Genomic DNA, 16,645 nt, shown 5'->3' with positions numbered 1-16,645 from the left:
CTACCCGGCCAGCTCACGCAGCCGCGCGGCGTCCAGCCGCATCGTGTGCCGGATCGGCTCCGTCACCTCCGCACCCAGCCCGCGGTAGAACCCGATGGACGGCTCATTCCACTTGAGCACCGTCCACTCCATCCGCAGGTACCGCTTATCGACGCCCACCCGGGCCAATGCCGCCAGCAACCTCGCGCCGAGCTTCCTCCCGCGCGCCTCCGGTCGCACGATGAGGTCCTCGAGCCACATCGTGTGCCCGCCCTCCCACGTGGACCAGCGCTCGAACCACAGGGCCACCCCGTCGAGCCGCCCCTCCCCTTCAACGACCAGGCCGTTGACCAGGCCGTCGGCCAGGCTGCGTCGGACATCGTCCACCGAGGTGGTGAACCCGTCCAGCTCACCGCTGTAGTCCGCGAGACCGCGGATGAGCTCGTGGATCTCGGGGGCGTCACCGGGCTCGGCGGGACGGATCACCTCGGTCACGCGAACGGTTCCGACACTGCGTCCAGGCGGGCGAGCGCATCCTGGCCCAGGTCGAGCTTCGGGGCGGCCATGAGCGCCGGCAACTGGTCCACGCGGGAGACCGACGCGATCGGCGCGGTGACGCCCTTGGCCAGCAGCCACGCGAGCGCGACGGTGGTCGGCTCTACGTCGTGCTCCTCCGCCACGGCCACGAGCGTGTCGACGACCGCGAGGGTGTCCCTGTTGAGCTGGTCCCCGATGAAACCGGCCCGGGCCCTGCCCTCGAGATCCTCCGCCGTGCGGTACTTGCCGGTGAGCAGTCCCGAGGCCAGGGAGAAGTACGGGAAGACGTCCGCACCGAACTCCTCGGCCAGCGGACCGTAGGAGGTCTCGTACTCGGCCCGGTGGACGAGGTTGTACTGCGGCTGAATCGCCACCGGGGTGGCCAGGGTGTCACGGGAGGCCTCGAAGAACTCTCGCATCCGCTCCGGGGAGTAGTTGGACAGGGCCAGAGCCTTGATCTTGCCTTGCGCGATGAGGTCGGTGGCGACGGCGACCTGTTCCTCGATGTCCACCGCATCATCGTCGTGGTGGTAGTAGAACAGGTCGATCGCCTCGACGCCGAGGCGGGACAACGATCCCTCCACGGCCCGGAACGTCGCCTCCCGGGTGCGGCCTTCGGCGCCCGGGAGGGCGCCGGACTTTGTGGCGACGGTGAGGTGGGAGGGGCGTCGAGAAGCGAGCCAGGAACCGATGATCGCCTCCGACTCCCCACCCTGATTGCCCTCGGCCCACATCGGATACATGTCGGCGGTGTCGATGAAGTCCCCGCCCGCCTCGACGAAGGCATCGAGGATCCGGAAGGACGAGTCCTCGTCGGCGGTCCACCCGAAGGTGTTGGTGCCCAGATTCAGCGGGTACACGGTCATCGGCTACTCCCCGTGGACGCGGGAGGCGGTGGCATCGGCCCAGATGTTGATCCCGGCGTCCCGGGCCACATCATCGATCGCCTTCAGCTCAGCCTTGGTGAACTCGAGATTGCCCAACGTGTCCAGATTCTCATCCAGCTGCGCGACCGAAGACGCACCGATGAGAGCGGAGGCGACCGTCTCCGCCCCGTAATCGCCCTGCTCACGAAGCACCCACGCCAGCGCCATCTGCGCCAGCGACTGGCCACGCTCCTGTGCGATGTCGTTGAGGCGCGAGACCATCTCGATGTTCTCCGCGCTCAGCATGTCACCCGACAACGACTTCTGCGCCGCCGCCCGGGAATCCTCCGGCACACCCTGCAGATAACGATTGGTCAGCAGACCCTGCGCCAGCGGCGAGAACGCAATGACCCCGAGGCCGTTGTCCGCAGCCGAGGTGAGCAGCGACTCACCGTCCTCCCCCGGCTCCTCGACCCAGCGATTGACGATGCTGTAGCTCGGCTGGTGGATGAGCAACGGACAACCCTCCTCCGCCATGAACCGCGCCGCCTCGGCCGTCAGCTCCGGGCCATAGGAGGAGATGCCGACATACAGCGCCTTGCCGGACGCGACGATGTCACGCAGCGCGTACATCGTCTCCTCCAGCGGGGTCTCCGGATCCGGACGATGGTGGTAGAAGATGTCCACGTAGTCCAGGCCCATCCGCTCCAGGGACTGATCCAGCGAGGCCATGAGGTACTTGCGGGAACCGCCGAAACCGTAGGGGCCCGGCCACATGTCCCAACCAGCCTTGGAGGAGATGATCAGCTCATCGCGGTAGCGCTTGAAATCCTCGGCGAACAGGCGCCCGAAGTTCGTCTCCGCCGAACCGAAGGGCGGGCCGTAGTTGTTGGCCAGGTCGAAGTGCGTGACACCCCGGTCGAAGGCGCGGCGCAGAATGGCGCGCTGGGTCTCCAGCGGCTTGTCGTCGCCGAAGTTGTGCCACAGGCCGAGCGAGATGGCCGGCAGCTTGAGTCCGGAGTTGCCGACCCGGCGGTACGGCATCGATTCATAGCGGTCCGGGGCAGGTACGTAAGCGTCCAAGGTATTCATAGGGCTCAATTGTGCCCGCGTTCGTCTGCTCGTGTCACGTGGGTCGCCGAGCGGCGGGGCCCATCCCGGGAAAGGTGCCGGTAGGTATCGCCTCCGGGCCATCTTTCGACTATTTCGAATTACCGGGAAAACCCCTGGTCGGCTGACCAGGGAGAACAGTTCTAATTCGAAAAAGTCGAAAATGCCGCGGATCGCGCACCTGTCCCAGTGTCTGTCCGCCACGGTCCCGATACCCTGGTTCGCATGACAACGGTAGCGATCTGTGTCGTCCGCCCCGACGGGGCCGTCCTGCTGCTTCGCGGGCCGCGCGGCTGGGAGTTCCCCACAGGTGAACTCCTCAACAAGGACCCGGGGCCGGCCACCGCCATAAGAACTCTCCGCGAGGATCTCGGCATTACTGTCACGCCTCGCCGGGTAGGCAAGATCGGGACAACCGCCGACACCATGCTGGTCGTGGCCGCCCCCGACGACGCCGATCTGACCCTGAAAGCCGGCGACACCCGGAAACCGGCGTGGGTTCCCCGCCTCCGGCTGCAGCAGTACCGGGACGAGCAGGGTTTCGCCCCGGAGCTGCAGGGACTGATGGAGTCCCAGGCGGACCGGCTGCTCAAGGACCTGGCGAAGAACCCCGCGGGGAAGGACCGCCGCCACACGTTCGGATTCATGGACGGACTGGAGGCTGTCGCCAGCATCATGCAGCTGGTCAGCCTGCCGTTCCGCCTGGTGGCGGCGATCTTCCGCTAGACGTCCGCCTCGTTCCCCTGCGCATGGGTGCGTAGAAGCCGAGCTTCTGGATGGAACGTCACTGGAGAAGCATCAAGAATCTGCTCGATCATCGTCTCAAAGAACTGCTCAGGACCGAGATCCCATGGCACCCGGTCAGCGGAAAGAGAATCAGGGGGAGTTTCATTTCGAGGAGTTCCGGGTAAAACCAATACGGGCCGGGAACCCTTGACGCTGCTTTCATCCCAGTCGACCAGCACAAGACAAGTAGCCGTGTATCCGTTACCGTCGCCCGCATCCCGGAGTTTACGGAGCATGTCAACTGCCCTGGTGAAGGCAGCAGGTTCCTCGACCAAAACGGATGCGTGCAACACGAAGAAGAAGCCCACCGCTGCCAGTGGATAACGAGCTCGGAGATTTCCTGCATCTCCGTAGGCTTCCTCGAAGCGATTGGCCAGGTTTTTTCCGAATGATGCCGTCATCATCTTGGTGGACACGAGCAGCTCAGGTCCCGTTGACCAGTGCGATATCGCCACATCCACCTGTTTGACGTAGGCCCTTCCCAGGAATCGGGCATCGGCTGGCGCGATTGAGCGATTCTTCTCCAAGAGTCCGCTGAGGTATTTCTCGACGTCCGACGACGACAACTCTATGAGCCGACGGACATCTGCCGGCAGAACCCAGGGGGCCGACTCTCGGGGCCATACGGAGGAAGGCTCGAAACCTGCCCGCCGAAATTCTCCGGCGATCCAGGCATCAACGGCTTTGGCTGCTCGACCGCTCTGTGTACGCGCCCCATCCAGCACAGGGCCGGTGATGAGCTCCCCCAATCTGTCGAGGTCAGGGTTGTAAACCACACGACCAGCGGCAACTCTCGTCCACGGATTAGACATGGGGCACTAATCCTTTCTGTCTCTTCTGACGGCGCTGACGTCGAGTCCGTAAGGTATCCCATTCGGCCACCAGGAGGTCCGCACTGTCCTTGTCCAGTCTTATTGCCGGTAGGACGATGTCGTCCACCCGCTGAACTGCCTCCGCAAAGTGCCCCTGCTTCAGAAGGTCTTTCACTTGGGATTTAATTCTCCGCAGGTCACCAGACACTTCGGTGATCACATCGGGCGACGGCACCCGCCACCTCTTTGCCTCACTGGGCTCCAGTTTTAACAAGCCTCCTCCGTAGCTGCGCCCATGGAGTTCTCCGTCGCTGGCGGTGGCTGAATTCAATGCCGCCAGTGGCAGAAGCTCCATGGCTAGATCACTCAAACCATCTCGCACCTTGAGCCCGTGGACGGAATTGATCATGTGCACGCCTGCGACATTAGCGGCGAGCTGCGGAAGGTCCTGGTTCATGTACGTGATGAACAAGTCCGGGACCGAACCCAGCGGAGTCCTCCACCAGGGTCGCCGGACCCGGCATTTGTAGCGCTCGTTGATGTCGAGCTGAACGCCTGCGCGAATCTTATCCTTGGCCGCGGGCGATAGATCCTCAGCCGGTCGGAAGAGATAAGCACGGGCACCCGAGTCCACCAGGGTTGCCCAATCTCGGTCGTCAAAGTCCAGTGCCCGCAAATGGCGCGAGCCGGATGGGGAGATGCGGACTAGATCCTCCGCATCAAAACCCATCTTGGACACCTCAGTTTGGTCAACGGTGAAGAAGTCGTTGGCTCCAGTCACGGCGCCGAGTCGGACGGTGCCCCATGATGACAGGGGCACCAGGCCCCCAGAACTCTCCAGGCCCGCCAACACCTCACCGGCGATGGACTGGCTCAGTACCCCACTCCACCGCTGCCCATTCTCGGGCAGTGGGACTTCAGAGAATTCGAGGTCTACCCCTGATCCGTTTCCGAGTCGTGCCACAGCAAGATGACTGGCTGTCTCGTGGCCGAATCCTTCGGCCACGAGCAGGACCACTTCTTCCTGAGCATTTACAAAGTGCAGGTCATCAACGAGAATGAGCTTCACCTGTCTGAAGCTTTCCGACAAGAAGTCTCGCACGGGAGCTGCGTATGAAGTGTGCAGGAGTTCTGCAGGCAGGACAAGCCCGAGATTTCCCCCTGTCTTGAGCATCGACGTGGCATGCACGACAAACGGCGCCCACGATGACGCCAGACCGTTAATTTCTACACCCGCGCTCCTAGCTGCCACTCGGGCTGACTCCCGCACCTCCCCAGTGTGTCGGTGAAACCTGAGGTAAGGGGGATTGCCCACGACCACGTCGGCGAATCGCCGGGGCGAACAAGAGAAAAAGTCAGCGACGTCAATCGTCGCCTGCAGACCGTGTTCCGCGATAATCTGCCGCGCGTTATCTGCGGATTCCGGGTGGATCTCGATTCCGTGGAGAAAAACATCAAGGCCTTTACCCGTCGCGACGTCCGCAGACGCCAGAAGGAGGGACGCCTCTCCGCAACTCGGTTCGAGGACGGTCAAGGGCGATCCACCGGCCGGTATCACCTGTTCAGCAAGAACCCGCGCCAGTCCCGGTGGGGTGAAGTACGCACCGCGTTGTTTGACCCCGGTCCCAATGACGATGTTCGTCATGCCCGTGCCACCACCTTCCATGTCAGTCAATCGTGGACCATAACAGGAAAGGGTGACACACAGACAGCAATCCTTCGAACAAATGTTCCCCTACTTCAGCTTCTCCGCGATGAGCTTGTTCACCTGGGCGGGGTCGGCCTTGCCGCGGGTGGCCTTCATCACGGCGCCGACGATGGCACCGGTGACCTTGGTGTTGCCGGCGCGGTACTTCTCCACGATGTCGGGGTTGGCGGCCAGTGCTTCGTCGACGGCGGCTTCGATGGCGCCGTCGTCACGCACGACCTCGAGGCCGCGGGCGGCGACGACCTCGTCGACGTCTCCTTCGCCGGCGACGACGCCGTCGACGGCCTGGCGGCCGAGCTTGGTGGTGAGTTTGCCTTCCTTGACCAGGGCGACGACGCGGGCGACCTGGGCGGGGGTGATGTCGAGGGCGTCGAGGTCGACGCCGGATTCCTTGGCCTTGGCGGCGAGGTAGTTGACCCACCAGGCGCGGGCCTCATCGGGGGTGGTGCCCTCTTCGACGGTGGCGATGATCAGTTCAAGGGCGCCGGCGTTGACCAGGTCGCGCATCTCGGCGTCGGGGAGTTTCCATTCCTCCTGGATGCGGGCGCGGCGGACCCACGGGAGTTCGGGGAGGGTGGCGCGTATCTCCTCGACCCACTCGGCGGGGGCGATGACGGGCGGGAGGTCGGGGTCGTTGAAGTAGCGGTAGTCCTCGGCGGTCTCCTTGGGTCGTCCCTTGGAGGTGGAACCGTCGGTCTCCTGGTAGTGGCGGGTCTCCTGGACGATGTCCTCGCCGTTGGTGATGGCGGCGGCCTGGCGCATCATCTCGAAGCGGACGGCCTGTTCGACGGACTTGAGGGAGTTGATGTTCTTGGTCTCGGTGCGGGTGCCGAACTCCTGCTGGCCGATGGGGCGCAGGGAGAGGTTGGAGTCGACGCGCATGGAGCCCTGATCCATGCGGGCGTCGGAGACACCGAGGGCCTTGACCAGGTCGCGGAGGGCGGAGACGTAGGCCTTGGCCACCTCGGGGGCGCGTTCGCCGGCGCCCTCGATGGGCCTGGTGACGATCTCGATGAGCGGGATGCCCGCGCGGTTGCAGTCAACGAGGGAGGCGGTCGCGCCGTGGATGCGGCCGGAGGTGCCGCCGAGGTGGGTGAGCTTGCCGGTGTCCTCCTCCATGTGGGCGCGTTCGATCTCGACGCGCCATTCGGTGCCGTCCTCGAGGAGGACGTCGAGGTAGCCGTCGTAGGCGATGGGCTCGTCGTACTGGGAGATCTGGTAGTTCTTCGGCTGGTCCGGGTAGAAGTAGTTCTTTCGGGCGAAGCGGGAGGATTCGGCGATGGAGCAGTTCAGGGCCAGGCCGATTTTGATGGCCCATTCGACGCCCTTGGCGTTGACCACGGGCAGGGCGCCGGGCAGGCCGAGGGAGACGGGGTCGACGTTGGAGTTGGGGGCGGCACCGAAGTGGGCGGAGCTGGCGGAGAACATCTTCGTCTCGGTGCCCAGTTCCACGTGGACCTCCAGGCCCATGACGGGGTCGAACTTCTCCAGGACCTCGTCGAAATCCATCAGGTCATACGTCGCGGCAGTCATGGTCCGGATTTTAGCCCGCCGGAGACCGTGCCGCCGTCATCGGGTCTCGCCGTGGAGGGGACGCAGTTCGAGCCACTCCCCGACGGGTGCGCCGCCGCGGCCCGGCGCGGCGGCGAGTTCGGCGGCGAGGGTGTGTGCGCGGGCGAGGTCGGCGACGTCGATAAGCATCCAGCCGGCGACGAGTGCGTTGGTGTCGGGGACGGGCTGGGTGTCGCCGTGGTGGTTGATGAACTCGGCGTCGTCGGACAGGGCGTGGCTGGAGACGTATTCGCCGGTGGCGCGGAGGCGGTCGGCGAAGCGTTCCATGTAGTCGACGTGGGCGGTGATCTCCTCGTCGGTCCACTCGGACATGGGGGTGTCGTTCTCGGAGGCGGGGGCGCCACGGTAGTGCTTGATCAGGGCTTATCGGGGCATGGGGCCGATGCTACGCCGGGTGCGGTGGTAGTTTCGGCCGCATGACCTCCCGGCGGCTGATGTCCGCCCTCCCTGTCGTTGTCGCCGTCATCCTGCCGTTCGCCGTCGCCTGGTCGCTGCTGGTGGTGTCGCAGACACGCCTGGGGGCGGATGCGACGGCGGCGTTGCGGGCGCAGGGTCAGCCCGATGGCCAGGTGGTGACGTTCACGGCCGGGCGGATCGATCCGGGGCAGGCCGACATCCGCCCGAATGAGGCGGCGTATGTCGGCTCGGTGTCGAAGACCTTCACTGCGGCGATGACGCTGCGGCTGGTGGACCGTGGTGTGCTGCGTATCGACGACCCCGTGGTCACCCACCTGCCCGCCTTCCGCGTGCAGGGCCCGCGGGAGGAGACGGAGGCGATCACGGTGCGGATGCTGCTGGAGCAGACCAGCGGGATCCCCACCTCGGCGGGCATCGCGGATCTCGGGGAGCGTGACCATGTGCAGGTGAGTGCCCGGGAACGGGTAGCCCGGCTGGCGCAGGTGCCCCTGGTGCCGGAACCGGGTGCGGAGTTCCACTACTCCAACTCCAACTACGCCGTCCTGGGGCAGGTGCTGGCGGTGGCGACGGGTTCTCTCTACCCCGAGCTGCTGCGTGAGGAGGTGATCACTCCCCTGGGGCTGACGCGCACGAACGCCGCGGGCGAGGGGTACGGCCGGGATGTCGGGTGTGGTCGGCTGGCGTTCTTCGGTGCGGGGCTGCCGTTGTGCCTGCCGCATGACCCGCACGGGGTCGCGGAGGGCTACCTGGTCTCCTCCCCCACGGATCTGGCCACGTTCGTCGAGGCGTTGCGCACCGGGCCCTACCTCACCCCGGAGTCGAGGGCGCTCATGCTCGAGCCTTCCGGGGGCCGGGAATACGGGGCGGGGCTGTTCCGGGAGGGGGATGTGGTCCATCACCCGGGCGATCTCACAGTGGCACACGCGGACGTCGGGGTGGACGTGGTCACGGGCCGGGGCACGGTCGTGCTGGTGGATCAGGCCGGGCAGCTGTTCGACTCCTCCGCCCCGTTCCGGGTCAGCCAGTTCGGCGAACCGGTCAGCGACGGCGGCTTCCGGGTGGTGGCGCTGGTGATGGTGGGCCTGGCCGCGGTGGTGGCGCTGTTCATCGCCGCTGACGTACTCATCCGCCGGCGGCGTACCTGGTGGTCGGTGGTCCTGCGGGTGGTGGTCGCCGTCGGCCTGCCCCTGGGGCTGTTCTACGCGGCCGGGCGGGGCCTGGGGTTGGCTGGCCTGCTGCCCTGGCCACTGGCGGTGGCGGCCGCACCGGATCTGCTGCTGATCCTGGCGGTGGCGTCGATCTACCTGCTCGGCTCGGCGGTGGTGTTTGGGGTCTCGGCGCGGCGGGTGGCCTGACGGCGGTCGGCGGCCCGGCACAGGGCGGCGACGATGGCGCCGGAGAGGTTGTGCCACACGGAGAACACCGCGGCCGGCAGGGCGGCGAGCGGGGACATGTACTGGGCAGCCAGTCCAGCGGCGAGACCGGAGTTCTGCATTCCCACCTCAATGGCCATGGTGCGGGCGGCGGACTCGGGCTGGCGGGTGGCCTTGCCGGCCAGGTAGCCGAGCAGGTAGCCGACGCCGTTGTGGAGGATGACGGCGACCAGGACGATGAGGCCGGCGGAGACGATGTTGTCGCGGGAGCCGGAGACGACGATGGCGACGATCGTGGAGATCGCCAGCACGGAGATCCACGGCATGGCGGGCAGGACCTTCTCCACCAGCGACCCGGCGAGCAGGCGGATGACCAGGCCGGCGATGACGGGGATGAGCACGATCTGGACGATGGACAGGGCCATGGATCCGGCGTCGAGCGGCATGTACTGGCCGGCCAGCCACAGGGTGAGCAGCGGGGTGAAGACGGGGGCCAGCAGCGTGGAGATGGATGTCATGGTCACGGAGAGGGCGACATCGCCTCGCGCGAGGTAGGAGACGACGTTCGAGCTCGTGCCGCCCGGGGCACAGCCGACGAGGATGACGCCGGCGGCGATCTCCGCGGGCAGCTGGAGGATCCACACGACAGCCACGGCGACGGCGGGCATGATGACGTACTGGGCGACGACACCGAGCAGCACCGGCAGGGTCGGCGGGCCACGAGCGCGAAATCGATCGGGCGCAGCGTCAGGCCCATGCAGAACATGATGATCGCCAGCAGGGTGTTGGTCCACCCGGAGATGGTCTGCACGGCGTCGGCGGCGAGAAAGCCGATGATTCCACCGACGATGACCAGGACGGGGAAACCCAGGGCCGCGATGTAGGCCGCCCGGTCATCGGCGGAGGACGATGCGGTGGATGTGGTGCTTACCTGCGTGTCTGTCATGCCTGCATACCTTAGGCTCGGGCCATGAGCATCGCGGAGTTGCCCGTCACCCTCATCCGCGGCGGTACCAGCCGAGCAGCGTTCCTTCGCCTGCCTGACCTGCCGGAATCCACTGCCGAGCGGGACCGGTTGTGCCTGAATCTTATCGGCAGCCCCGATCCGCAGGCCGTCGACGGCCTCGGCGGCGGGGTGTCCTCGAACAGCAAGGTGATGGCCGTGGGCACGCCGTCAGAGCACCCGGACTGTCCCGCCGGCGTGGACCTGGTGAGCCTGTTCGCCCAGGTCTCGCCCACCGAACCCACCGTCGACTGGTCCGGCAACTGCGGCAACATCTCCTCCGCCATCACCGCCTTCGCGCTCCACCGCGGCCTGCTCCACGCTTCCGGTGACCGGCTCACGTGCCGGGTGTGGAACGCCAACACCGACTCTGTCCTGGAGCTCAGCCACCCACTTGTCAGAGGCCGCCTCCCCGACGTCGGCGACTTCCACCTCGACGGTGTGGACACCGACGGCGCGCGTATCGACGTCCGCTTCCTCCACCCCGGCGGAGAGAAGAGCGGGTTGATCCTCCCGCACGGCCCCCGCACCGTGCTGCCCGGCAGCGAGCTGGAGGTCAGCCTCGTGGACATCGCCAATCCGATCGTCATGCTCCGGGCGGGTGATGTCGGCGTGGACCCGACGCGCCCGTCCGCCGAGCTCAACGCCGATGCAGGGCTACTGGACCGCCTCGAGTCGATCCGTGGGGAAGCCGCCGTGCTCCTGGGTCTGAGTGGCCCGGTCCTGCCGCGGGTGGCGATCATCGGCCGCGGCGATCAGGTCCCCGTCATCATGACCTCGGTGGGCCGGGTGCATCACGCCCTGCCCGCCACCGGCATCCTCGCCCTCGGCGGAGCCATCGCCCTGGGTGGGACGGTCGCCGACCGGCCGGCGGCATCGGAGACGGTCCTGCGCCACCCCAAGGGCACGGTGACGGTCTCGGCCGCCGTGTCCGCCTCCGGCGACGAGCTCGAGTGGGTCGCACTGGCCCGGACCGCCCGGATCATCATGGACGGGACGGCACGGATTCCCCGGTGATCTCAGCCGAACATCGCCTGCGCGGTGTTGTAGCGGTCCAGTGGCACGGTCTTGAGGTGCCCGACGGCCTCCTCGAGCGGGATGTTGATGATCCGCTCGCCGTCGAGCGCCACACAGGTGCCGAACTTGCCCTCGTGGACCGCACGGGTCGCGCGCACGCCGTAACGGGTGGCCAGCACGCGGTCGAAGGCGGTGGGGGTGCCGCCGCGCTGGATGTGGCCGAGGACGGTGGTGCGCACGTCATGGCCCAGGCGGGCGTGGATCTCGTCGGCGATCTGCTGACCGATGCCGGTGAAGATCTCGTGGCCGAACTGGTCGACCCCACCGGACTTGAGCTCCATGGTGCCCTCCTCCGGGGCGGCACCCTCGGCGACGACGATGATGCCGTACTTCTCACCCATCTGGAAGCGGCGTTCCATGGCCTTGCAGATCTCGGCGATGTTGAACGGAACCTCGGGGATGACGGTGTAGTGGGCGCCGCCGGCCATGCCGGCGTGGAGGGCGATCCAGCCGACGTGGCGGCCCATGACCTCGACGATGAGGATGCGGTTGTGGGACTCGGCGGTGGTGTGCAGCCGGTCGACGGCATCGGTGGCCACGGCGACGGCGGTGTCGAAACCGAAGGTGTAGTCGGTGCCGTTGACGTCGTTGTCGATGGTCTTGGGCACGCCCACCACGGGGATGCCGTTGTCTGCCAGCCACTGCGCGCCCTTGAGGGTGCCCTCGCCGCCGATGGGGATGAGTGCGTCGATGCCCGCGTCGGCGAGGTTCTCCTTGATCTGGTCGATCCCCTCCTTGAACTTGTCCGGGTGGAGGCGGCCGGTGCCGAGGATCGTGCCGCCGCGCAGGAGGATGCGGTCAATGTGCTCGTCGTCGTAGAGGTCGACGCGGCGGTCCTCCAGGAGGCCGACCCAGCCGTCCTCGTACCCGACGACGGTCGAGCCGAACTCGGCGCTGGCGGTACGGACGATTCCGCGGATGACGGCGTTGAGACCGGGGCAGTCGCCGCCGGAGGTGAGGGTGGCAAGTCGCATGGTGACCACTCTATCCCCGTGCCCGTTCTCCTGCGACGGGAGGGGACGGAGAGGTGCGGCGGAAGAAGGCCACGGAGAGGAAACCGAGGAACAGTGCCAGGCTGGGCAGCAGCAGCGCGTTGGCCATGCCGTCGACCACCCCGAGCTGCTCCGCACCCACCTGCATGGCGGCGCCGACGGCCGCGGCACCGAGGACCGCGCCGGTCTGGCGGGTGGTGTTGTACACCCCGGACGCGGCACCCATGTGGGCAATGTCGACATCGCGCATCGCGGTGGCGGAGTTCGGTGCCCACACGAAGGCGCTGCCCAGCCCGAAGAGGGCGATGGGGAGGAGGAAGAGAGTCACGGGGGCGTCGATACGCATGATCGCCCAGGCCAGGAGGAGGGCGCCGGTGACGGTGCCGAAGCCGATCATGGACATGATGCGCGGGTGGTAGCGGTCGGCGAGGGGGCCGACAATGGGGGAACCGATCATGGCGACGACCGCCATGGGCACCATCATCAGACCCGCCTGGCCGGAGGTGAGGCCGCGGCCCTCCTGCAGCCACACCATGATCGGCAACATCATCGACGAGACGGTGAAACCCATCATCGCGATGGAGAACGTGCCGATGGAGTAGTTGCGGTTGCGGAAGATCTCCAGCGGCACCAGGGGTTCACTCCCCCGCCGGGTGGCCGTCGCCTGCAGCCGGATGAACAGCGCGATGAGGACCAGGCCGCTGAGCAGGAGCGCCACCGACCAGGCGGGCCAGCCGAACTCCGGGCCCTGCTGGATGGCGAAGACGAGTGCGGTCATGCCGAGGATGGAGACGGCGACGGAGGGGGCGTCGATACGCCGGGCGTAGGTGGGCAGGCGTGGCACCCACAGGCCGGCGAGGATGAGGGCCGTGATGCCGACCGGCACATGCAGCAGGAAGATGCCCTGCCAACCGACGGTGCCCACGATGAATCCGCCGAGGACCGGGCCGACGAGGCTGGCCACCGAGCCGACCGCACCCCACACGCCGAGCGCGGCACCGCGGTGCTCCCGGGCGAAGACACGGTTGATCACGCTCATCGTCTGCGGGGTGAGGATCGCCGCCCCCAGCCCCTGCACCGCACGGGTGGCGATGAGCACCTCGATGCTCGGGGCGAACGCGCCCGCCACCGCCGCCAACGTGAACACCGCGATCCCGACCTGATAGACCGTGCGCTGACCGAAGCGGTCACCCAGCCGACCGGTGAAGAACAACGGCACCACGATGCACAATAGGTAGATCGACGTCACCCACACCACCTGGTTGAGGCTGGCGCCGAGCTCACGCTGCAGCGCCGGGGTGGCCACCGCGATGATCGTCTGATCGACGAGGATCATGAAGAACCCCAGGCACAGGGCCGCGAGCGCGCGCCAGGCCTGGGGCTTCGGGAGCACCGTGGAGGCGGAGTTGTCCATGGGGCTGGTCATTGGACCGACTGTAGCGGAGCCGGGCACCCGGTTAGGATCAGGGCATGAGCATGATCGACATCAAGGATCCGAAGAACGTCAACACCGCCGCCGTCGTCGGCCTCGGCCTGGTCGGCGGGTGGCTCACCGCCCGCGAGACCGGTATCCGCCCCCTCGGCGGGGCCGTCCTCGCCGCCGCCGGCGGTTGGGCCGTCCGCAGCTGGCTGGCCAAGACCGACCCACTGACCACCGCCGGACTCACCGCCCTCTACGTCGGCGGTTTCGGCGCCTCCCACCCGCTGGCGAAGAAGATCGGTTCCTGGCCGGCCGTGCTCACCGTCACCACGGTCGCCGCGGGTGCGGCCGGGGTGCTGGCGGACCGTTAATTGGTGTCGGCGTCCCCGGCAACCTCGGCTTCTTCGGCGGCCTCGAGCGCCTCAAGCTCCTCAAGCTCAGTGACGAAGTCACGCTTCGAGGACTGCCACTGGTCCTCGGTCATCCCGAGGCGCCAGTAGCCGGAGATGGACACGTCCTTCTTGTCCACCCCGCCGTCGACGAAGAGGAAGCGACGCAGCTCCTTGATCATCTCGGCCACGCCGTGGATGAACCAGCTGGTCCGCTGCTCGGGGATGCCGGCGTCGCGCACCGCCTGCGACAGCGCGGTGCCGTGCGTAGCCCCCTCCCGGTGGACCCAGTGCATGGTCACGCCCTCACGGCGCGGCATGAGAAACTCGGCGCCGGTGGTGGAGATCTCCACGTACACGTCCGCGGTGGCGCCGGCCGGGAGCTTCTCGACGCCCGCCGCGATCGCCGGTGCTGCCGATTCATCGCCCGCGAACACGAAGTGCCCGTAATCCTCGTCCGGGTGCCAGGCACCACCTGGGCCGACGAAGGGGATGACGTCACCGACCGTGGCATCCTGTGCCCACGGTCCGGCCAGGCCCTCGGTGCCGTGGGTGACGAAGTCGACCTCGATGTCCCCCGAGGTCGTGTCCACCCGGCGCAGCGTGTACGTCCTGGTCACCGGGTGGAGGGTGCGGGGCAAGGTCTCCCGGATCTCCGGCAGGTCGTACGGCCAGGAGTAGTCGGCCTCCTCCGGCACGAACAGCAGCTTGATGTAGTGGTCCGTGTGCGGCAGGTCGCGGCCCTTGAGACCGGGGGCGCTGAAGGTCAGTCGGATGAGGTCCGGGGAGAGCTGGACCTTGTCGGTGACCCGGGCCTCGAGGGCACGACGGACGGGCTTCGCGGGGTTGTTCATGTAGGCAACCCTAACTTATCGCTCAGATCGTGGTGTTCGGCGGGGTGGCAGGTTCTGTTTCGGACCGGCTCGCCCGGGTGGAAGGCACTTATCTGTCCACTGTGCCGCTCCCGGCCCCGGTTTTCCGGCCAACCTCGACAGAAAAGTGCCTTTGTTGATCTGTCACCGCTCCCGGTTGCCTCCCGGGGTGCTCCAATTCGGGATCACCCGCCCTGTCGACGGCGTGATCCCGAACCCTGGGACCCTGGGGCCCTGGGGTAAGGACTACCGACGCCCGGCCTCGAAGGCACCGCCGACGCGGTAGAGGCGGTCGTCGGCGAACGCCGGGGCCATGATCTGCAGGCCGACGGGCAGCTCGGTGTCGGAGGCGACACCGGCCGGGACGGACATGCCGCACAGGCCCGCGAGGTTGAGCGGGAGGGTGCACAGGTCGAAGTTGTACATCTCCAGCGGGTCGGAGGTCTTCTCCCCGAGCTTGAACGCGGTGGTCGGGGTGGTCGGGGTGACCAGGACGTCAGCCTTCTCGAATGCGGCGGTGAAGTCGCGGGCGATGAGGGTGCGCACGCGCTGGGCCTGCAGGTAGTAGGCGTCGTAGTAGCCGACCGACAGGGCGTAGGTGCCGATGAGGATGCGGCGCTTGACCTCCGGGCCGAAGCCTTCTGCGCGGGACAGCGACATGACGTCCTCGGCGGAGTGGGAGCCGTCGTCGCCGGCGCGCAGGCCGTAACGCATGCCGTCGAATCGGGCGAGGTTGGAGGAGACCTCACAGGGCATGATGAGGTAGTAGGCGGCGAGGGCGTCGTCGAAGTGGGGGCAGTCGACCTCGACAAGCTCGGCACCCTGGTTGACCAGCTGTTCGAGGGAGGCGTGGTAGTTGTCCATGACGCCGGGCTGCCAGCCGTCGCGATCGAACTGCTTGACCACGCCGACCTTGACGCCGGACAGGTCGCCCGTGGCGCCGTCGCGGGCGGCGGCGACGACTGGGGCGACCTCACGGTCGACGCTGGTGGCGTCGAAGGAGTCGTGTCCGGCGATGATCTCGTGCAGGAGGGCGGTGTCGAGGACGGTGCGGGCGGTGGGCCCGGCCTGGTCCAGGGAGGAGGCGGCGGCGATGAGTCCGTAGCGGGAGACGGTGCCGTAGGTCGGCTTGACGCCCACGGTGTTGGTCAGCGCGGCGGGCTGGCGGATGGAGCCGCCGGTGTCGGTGCCGATGGCCAGCGGAGCCTGCCCGGCGGCGAGTGCCGCCGAGGAACCGCCGCCGGAGCCGCCCGGGGTGCGGTCGAGGTCGTAGGGGTTGCGGGTGACGCCGTAGGCGGAGTTCTCCGTGGAAGAGCCCATGGCGAATTCGTCGAGGTTGGTCTTGCCCAGGATGGGGATGCCGGCCTCGCGGAGCTTGCGGGTGACGGTGGAGTCGTAGGGGCTCATCCAGCCCTCGAGCATCTTCGACGCGGCGGTCGTCGGGGCGTCGGTGGTGGTGAGCAGGTCCTTGAGCGCCAGCGGCACACCGGCCAGGGCGGAGGCGGGGGCCTCGCCCTTGTCCAGGGAGGCGTCGACGGCGTCGGCGGCGGCCAGGGCCTCGTCGGCACCGACGTGGAGGAAGGCGTTGATCGTTTCGTCGGTCTCGGCGATGCGGTCGAGGTGGGCCTGGGTGACCTCCCGCGAGGTGACCTCACGGGAGTGGATCTTCTCGGCCAGCTCGGCGGCGGTGAGCGAGGTCAGTCCGGTCTCGGGGACGGTGTAGGTGGTCATG

General features: G+C 67.3%; 15 protein-coding genes and 1 pseudogene. 4 read left to right on the top strand and 12 right to left on the bottom strand.

Features of this window, described 5'->3' with window-relative positions; genetic code table 11:
- Genes QP029_RS10005 through mgrA form a run of 3 tightly spaced genes read right to left on the bottom strand, consistent with a single transcriptional unit; the run spans window position 1 to window position 2,474 of the window.
- Entirely contained in the window at window positions 1–474 is a 474-nt protein-coding gene (locus QP029_RS10005; RefSeq protein WP_284874168.1) for a GNAT family N-acetyltransferase, read from the bottom strand.
- Complete coding sequence (locus QP029_RS10000; protein WP_284874167.1) at window positions 471–1,382, bottom strand: aldo/keto reductase; 912 nt, start codon at window positions 1,380–1,382, stop codon at window positions 471–473. The genes QP029_RS10005 and QP029_RS10000 overlap by 4 nt, the downstream gene beginning before the upstream one ends.
- A gap of 3 nt (window positions 1,383–1,385) precedes the next feature.
- Window positions 1,386–2,474, bottom strand: coding sequence for an L-glyceraldehyde 3-phosphate reductase (mgrA, locus tag QP029_RS09995; protein ID WP_284874166.1), 1,089 nt, complete (start codon window positions 2,472–2,474; stop codon window positions 1,386–1,388).
- Window positions 2,475–2,717: 243 nt separating this feature from the next.
- Here mgrA and QP029_RS09990 point away from each other — a divergent pair, with 243 nt between their 5' ends.
- Complete coding sequence (locus tag QP029_RS09990) at window positions 2,718–3,218, top strand: NUDIX hydrolase (protein WP_284874165.1); 501 nt, start codon at window positions 2,718–2,720, stop codon at window positions 3,216–3,218.
- On the opposite strand, the gene QP029_RS09985 is transcribed toward QP029_RS09990, so the two are convergent.
- The 4 genes from QP029_RS09985 to QP029_RS09970 form a co-directional block, all read right to left on the bottom strand.
- Window positions 3,215–4,090 (bottom strand): hypothetical protein, encoded by an 876-nt coding sequence (locus QP029_RS09985; protein WP_284874164.1) that lies wholly within the window; start codon window positions 4,088–4,090, stop codon window positions 3,215–3,217. The genes QP029_RS09990 and QP029_RS09985 overlap by 4 nt on opposite strands.
- Window positions 4,083–5,735: an N-6 DNA methylase gene (locus QP029_RS09980; RefSeq protein WP_284874163.1), complete on the bottom strand. Its 1,653-nt coding sequence runs from the start codon at window positions 5,733–5,735 to the stop codon at window positions 4,083–4,085. Before QP029_RS09980 ends, QP029_RS09985 begins: the two co-directional genes overlap by 8 nt.
- A gap of 90 nt (window positions 5,736–5,825) precedes the next feature.
- Window positions 5,826–7,331 (bottom strand): Asp-tRNA(Asn)/Glu-tRNA(Gln) amidotransferase subunit GatB, encoded by a 1,506-nt coding sequence (gene gatB, locus QP029_RS09975; RefSeq protein WP_284874162.1) that lies wholly within the window; start codon window positions 7,329–7,331, stop codon window positions 5,826–5,828.
- Window positions 7,332–7,367: 36 nt separating this feature from the next.
- A complete protein-coding gene (locus QP029_RS09970) occupies window positions 7,368–7,730 on the bottom strand; it encodes a YciI family protein (protein WP_284876221.1) in 363 nt (120 codons plus the stop codon).
- Window positions 7,731–7,786: 56 nt separating this feature from the next.
- Between QP029_RS09970 and QP029_RS09965 the strand changes: the two genes are divergently transcribed.
- Window positions 7,787–9,142, top strand: a complete 1,356-nt coding sequence (locus QP029_RS09965) for a serine hydrolase domain-containing protein (RefSeq protein ID WP_284874161.1) — start codon at window positions 7,787–7,789, stop codon at window positions 9,140–9,142.
- Here the strand turns inward: QP029_RS09965 and QP029_RS09960 are convergent.
- Window positions 9,088–10,106, bottom strand: a pseudogene (locus QP029_RS09960) (bile acid:sodium symporter family protein). The gene QP029_RS09965 and the pseudogene QP029_RS09960 overlap by 55 nt on opposite strands.
- A gap of 24 nt (window positions 10,107–10,130) precedes the next feature.
- On the opposite strand from QP029_RS09960, the gene QP029_RS09955 reads away from it, so the two are divergent.
- On the top strand, window positions 10,131–11,180 hold the full coding sequence (locus tag QP029_RS09955) for a PrpF domain-containing protein (protein WP_284874160.1): 1,050 nt from the start codon (window positions 10,131–10,133) through the stop codon (window positions 11,178–11,180).
- A 2-nt stretch (window positions 11,181–11,182) separates the two neighbouring features.
- Here QP029_RS09955 and QP029_RS09950 read toward each other — a convergent pair whose 3' ends face one another.
- Together QP029_RS09950 and QP029_RS09945 are read right to left on the bottom strand one after the other, a co-directional pair.
- Window positions 11,183–12,214: a 6-phosphofructokinase gene (locus QP029_RS09950; RefSeq protein ID WP_284874159.1), complete on the bottom strand. Its 1,032-nt coding sequence runs from the start codon at window positions 12,212–12,214 to the stop codon at window positions 11,183–11,185.
- 10 nt (window positions 12,215–12,224) lie between these two features.
- A complete protein-coding gene (locus QP029_RS09945) occupies window positions 12,225–13,658 on the bottom strand; it encodes a DHA2 family efflux MFS transporter permease subunit (protein ID WP_284874158.1) in 1,434 nt (477 codons plus the stop codon).
- Between the two features lie 44 nt (window positions 13,659–13,702).
- On the opposite strand from QP029_RS09945, the gene QP029_RS09940 reads away from it, so the two are divergent.
- Window positions 13,703–14,023, top strand: a complete 321-nt coding sequence (locus QP029_RS09940) for a hypothetical protein (RefSeq protein WP_284874157.1) — start codon at window positions 13,703–13,705, stop codon at window positions 14,021–14,023.
- Here the strand turns inward: QP029_RS09940 and QP029_RS09935 are convergent.
- Window positions 14,020–14,895, bottom strand: coding sequence for a siderophore-interacting protein (locus tag QP029_RS09935; protein WP_284874156.1), 876 nt, complete (start codon window positions 14,893–14,895; stop codon window positions 14,020–14,022). The genes QP029_RS09940 and QP029_RS09935 overlap by 4 nt on opposite strands.
- 264 nt (window positions 14,896–15,159) lie before the next feature.
- Window positions 15,160–16,644, bottom strand: a complete 1,485-nt coding sequence (gene gatA / locus QP029_RS09930) for an Asp-tRNA(Asn)/Glu-tRNA(Gln) amidotransferase subunit GatA (protein ID WP_284874155.1) — start codon at window positions 16,642–16,644, stop codon at window positions 15,160–15,162.
- Window position 16,645: the final 1 nt, after the last annotated feature.

Source organism: Corynebacterium suedekumii (assembly GCF_030252185.1).
Lineage (GTDB): Bacteria > Actinomycetota > Actinomycetes > Mycobacteriales > Mycobacteriaceae > Corynebacterium > Corynebacterium suedekumii.
Note: the sequence above shows the minus strand (reverse complement) of the source record. Positions and strands in the feature narration are given on the sequence as shown.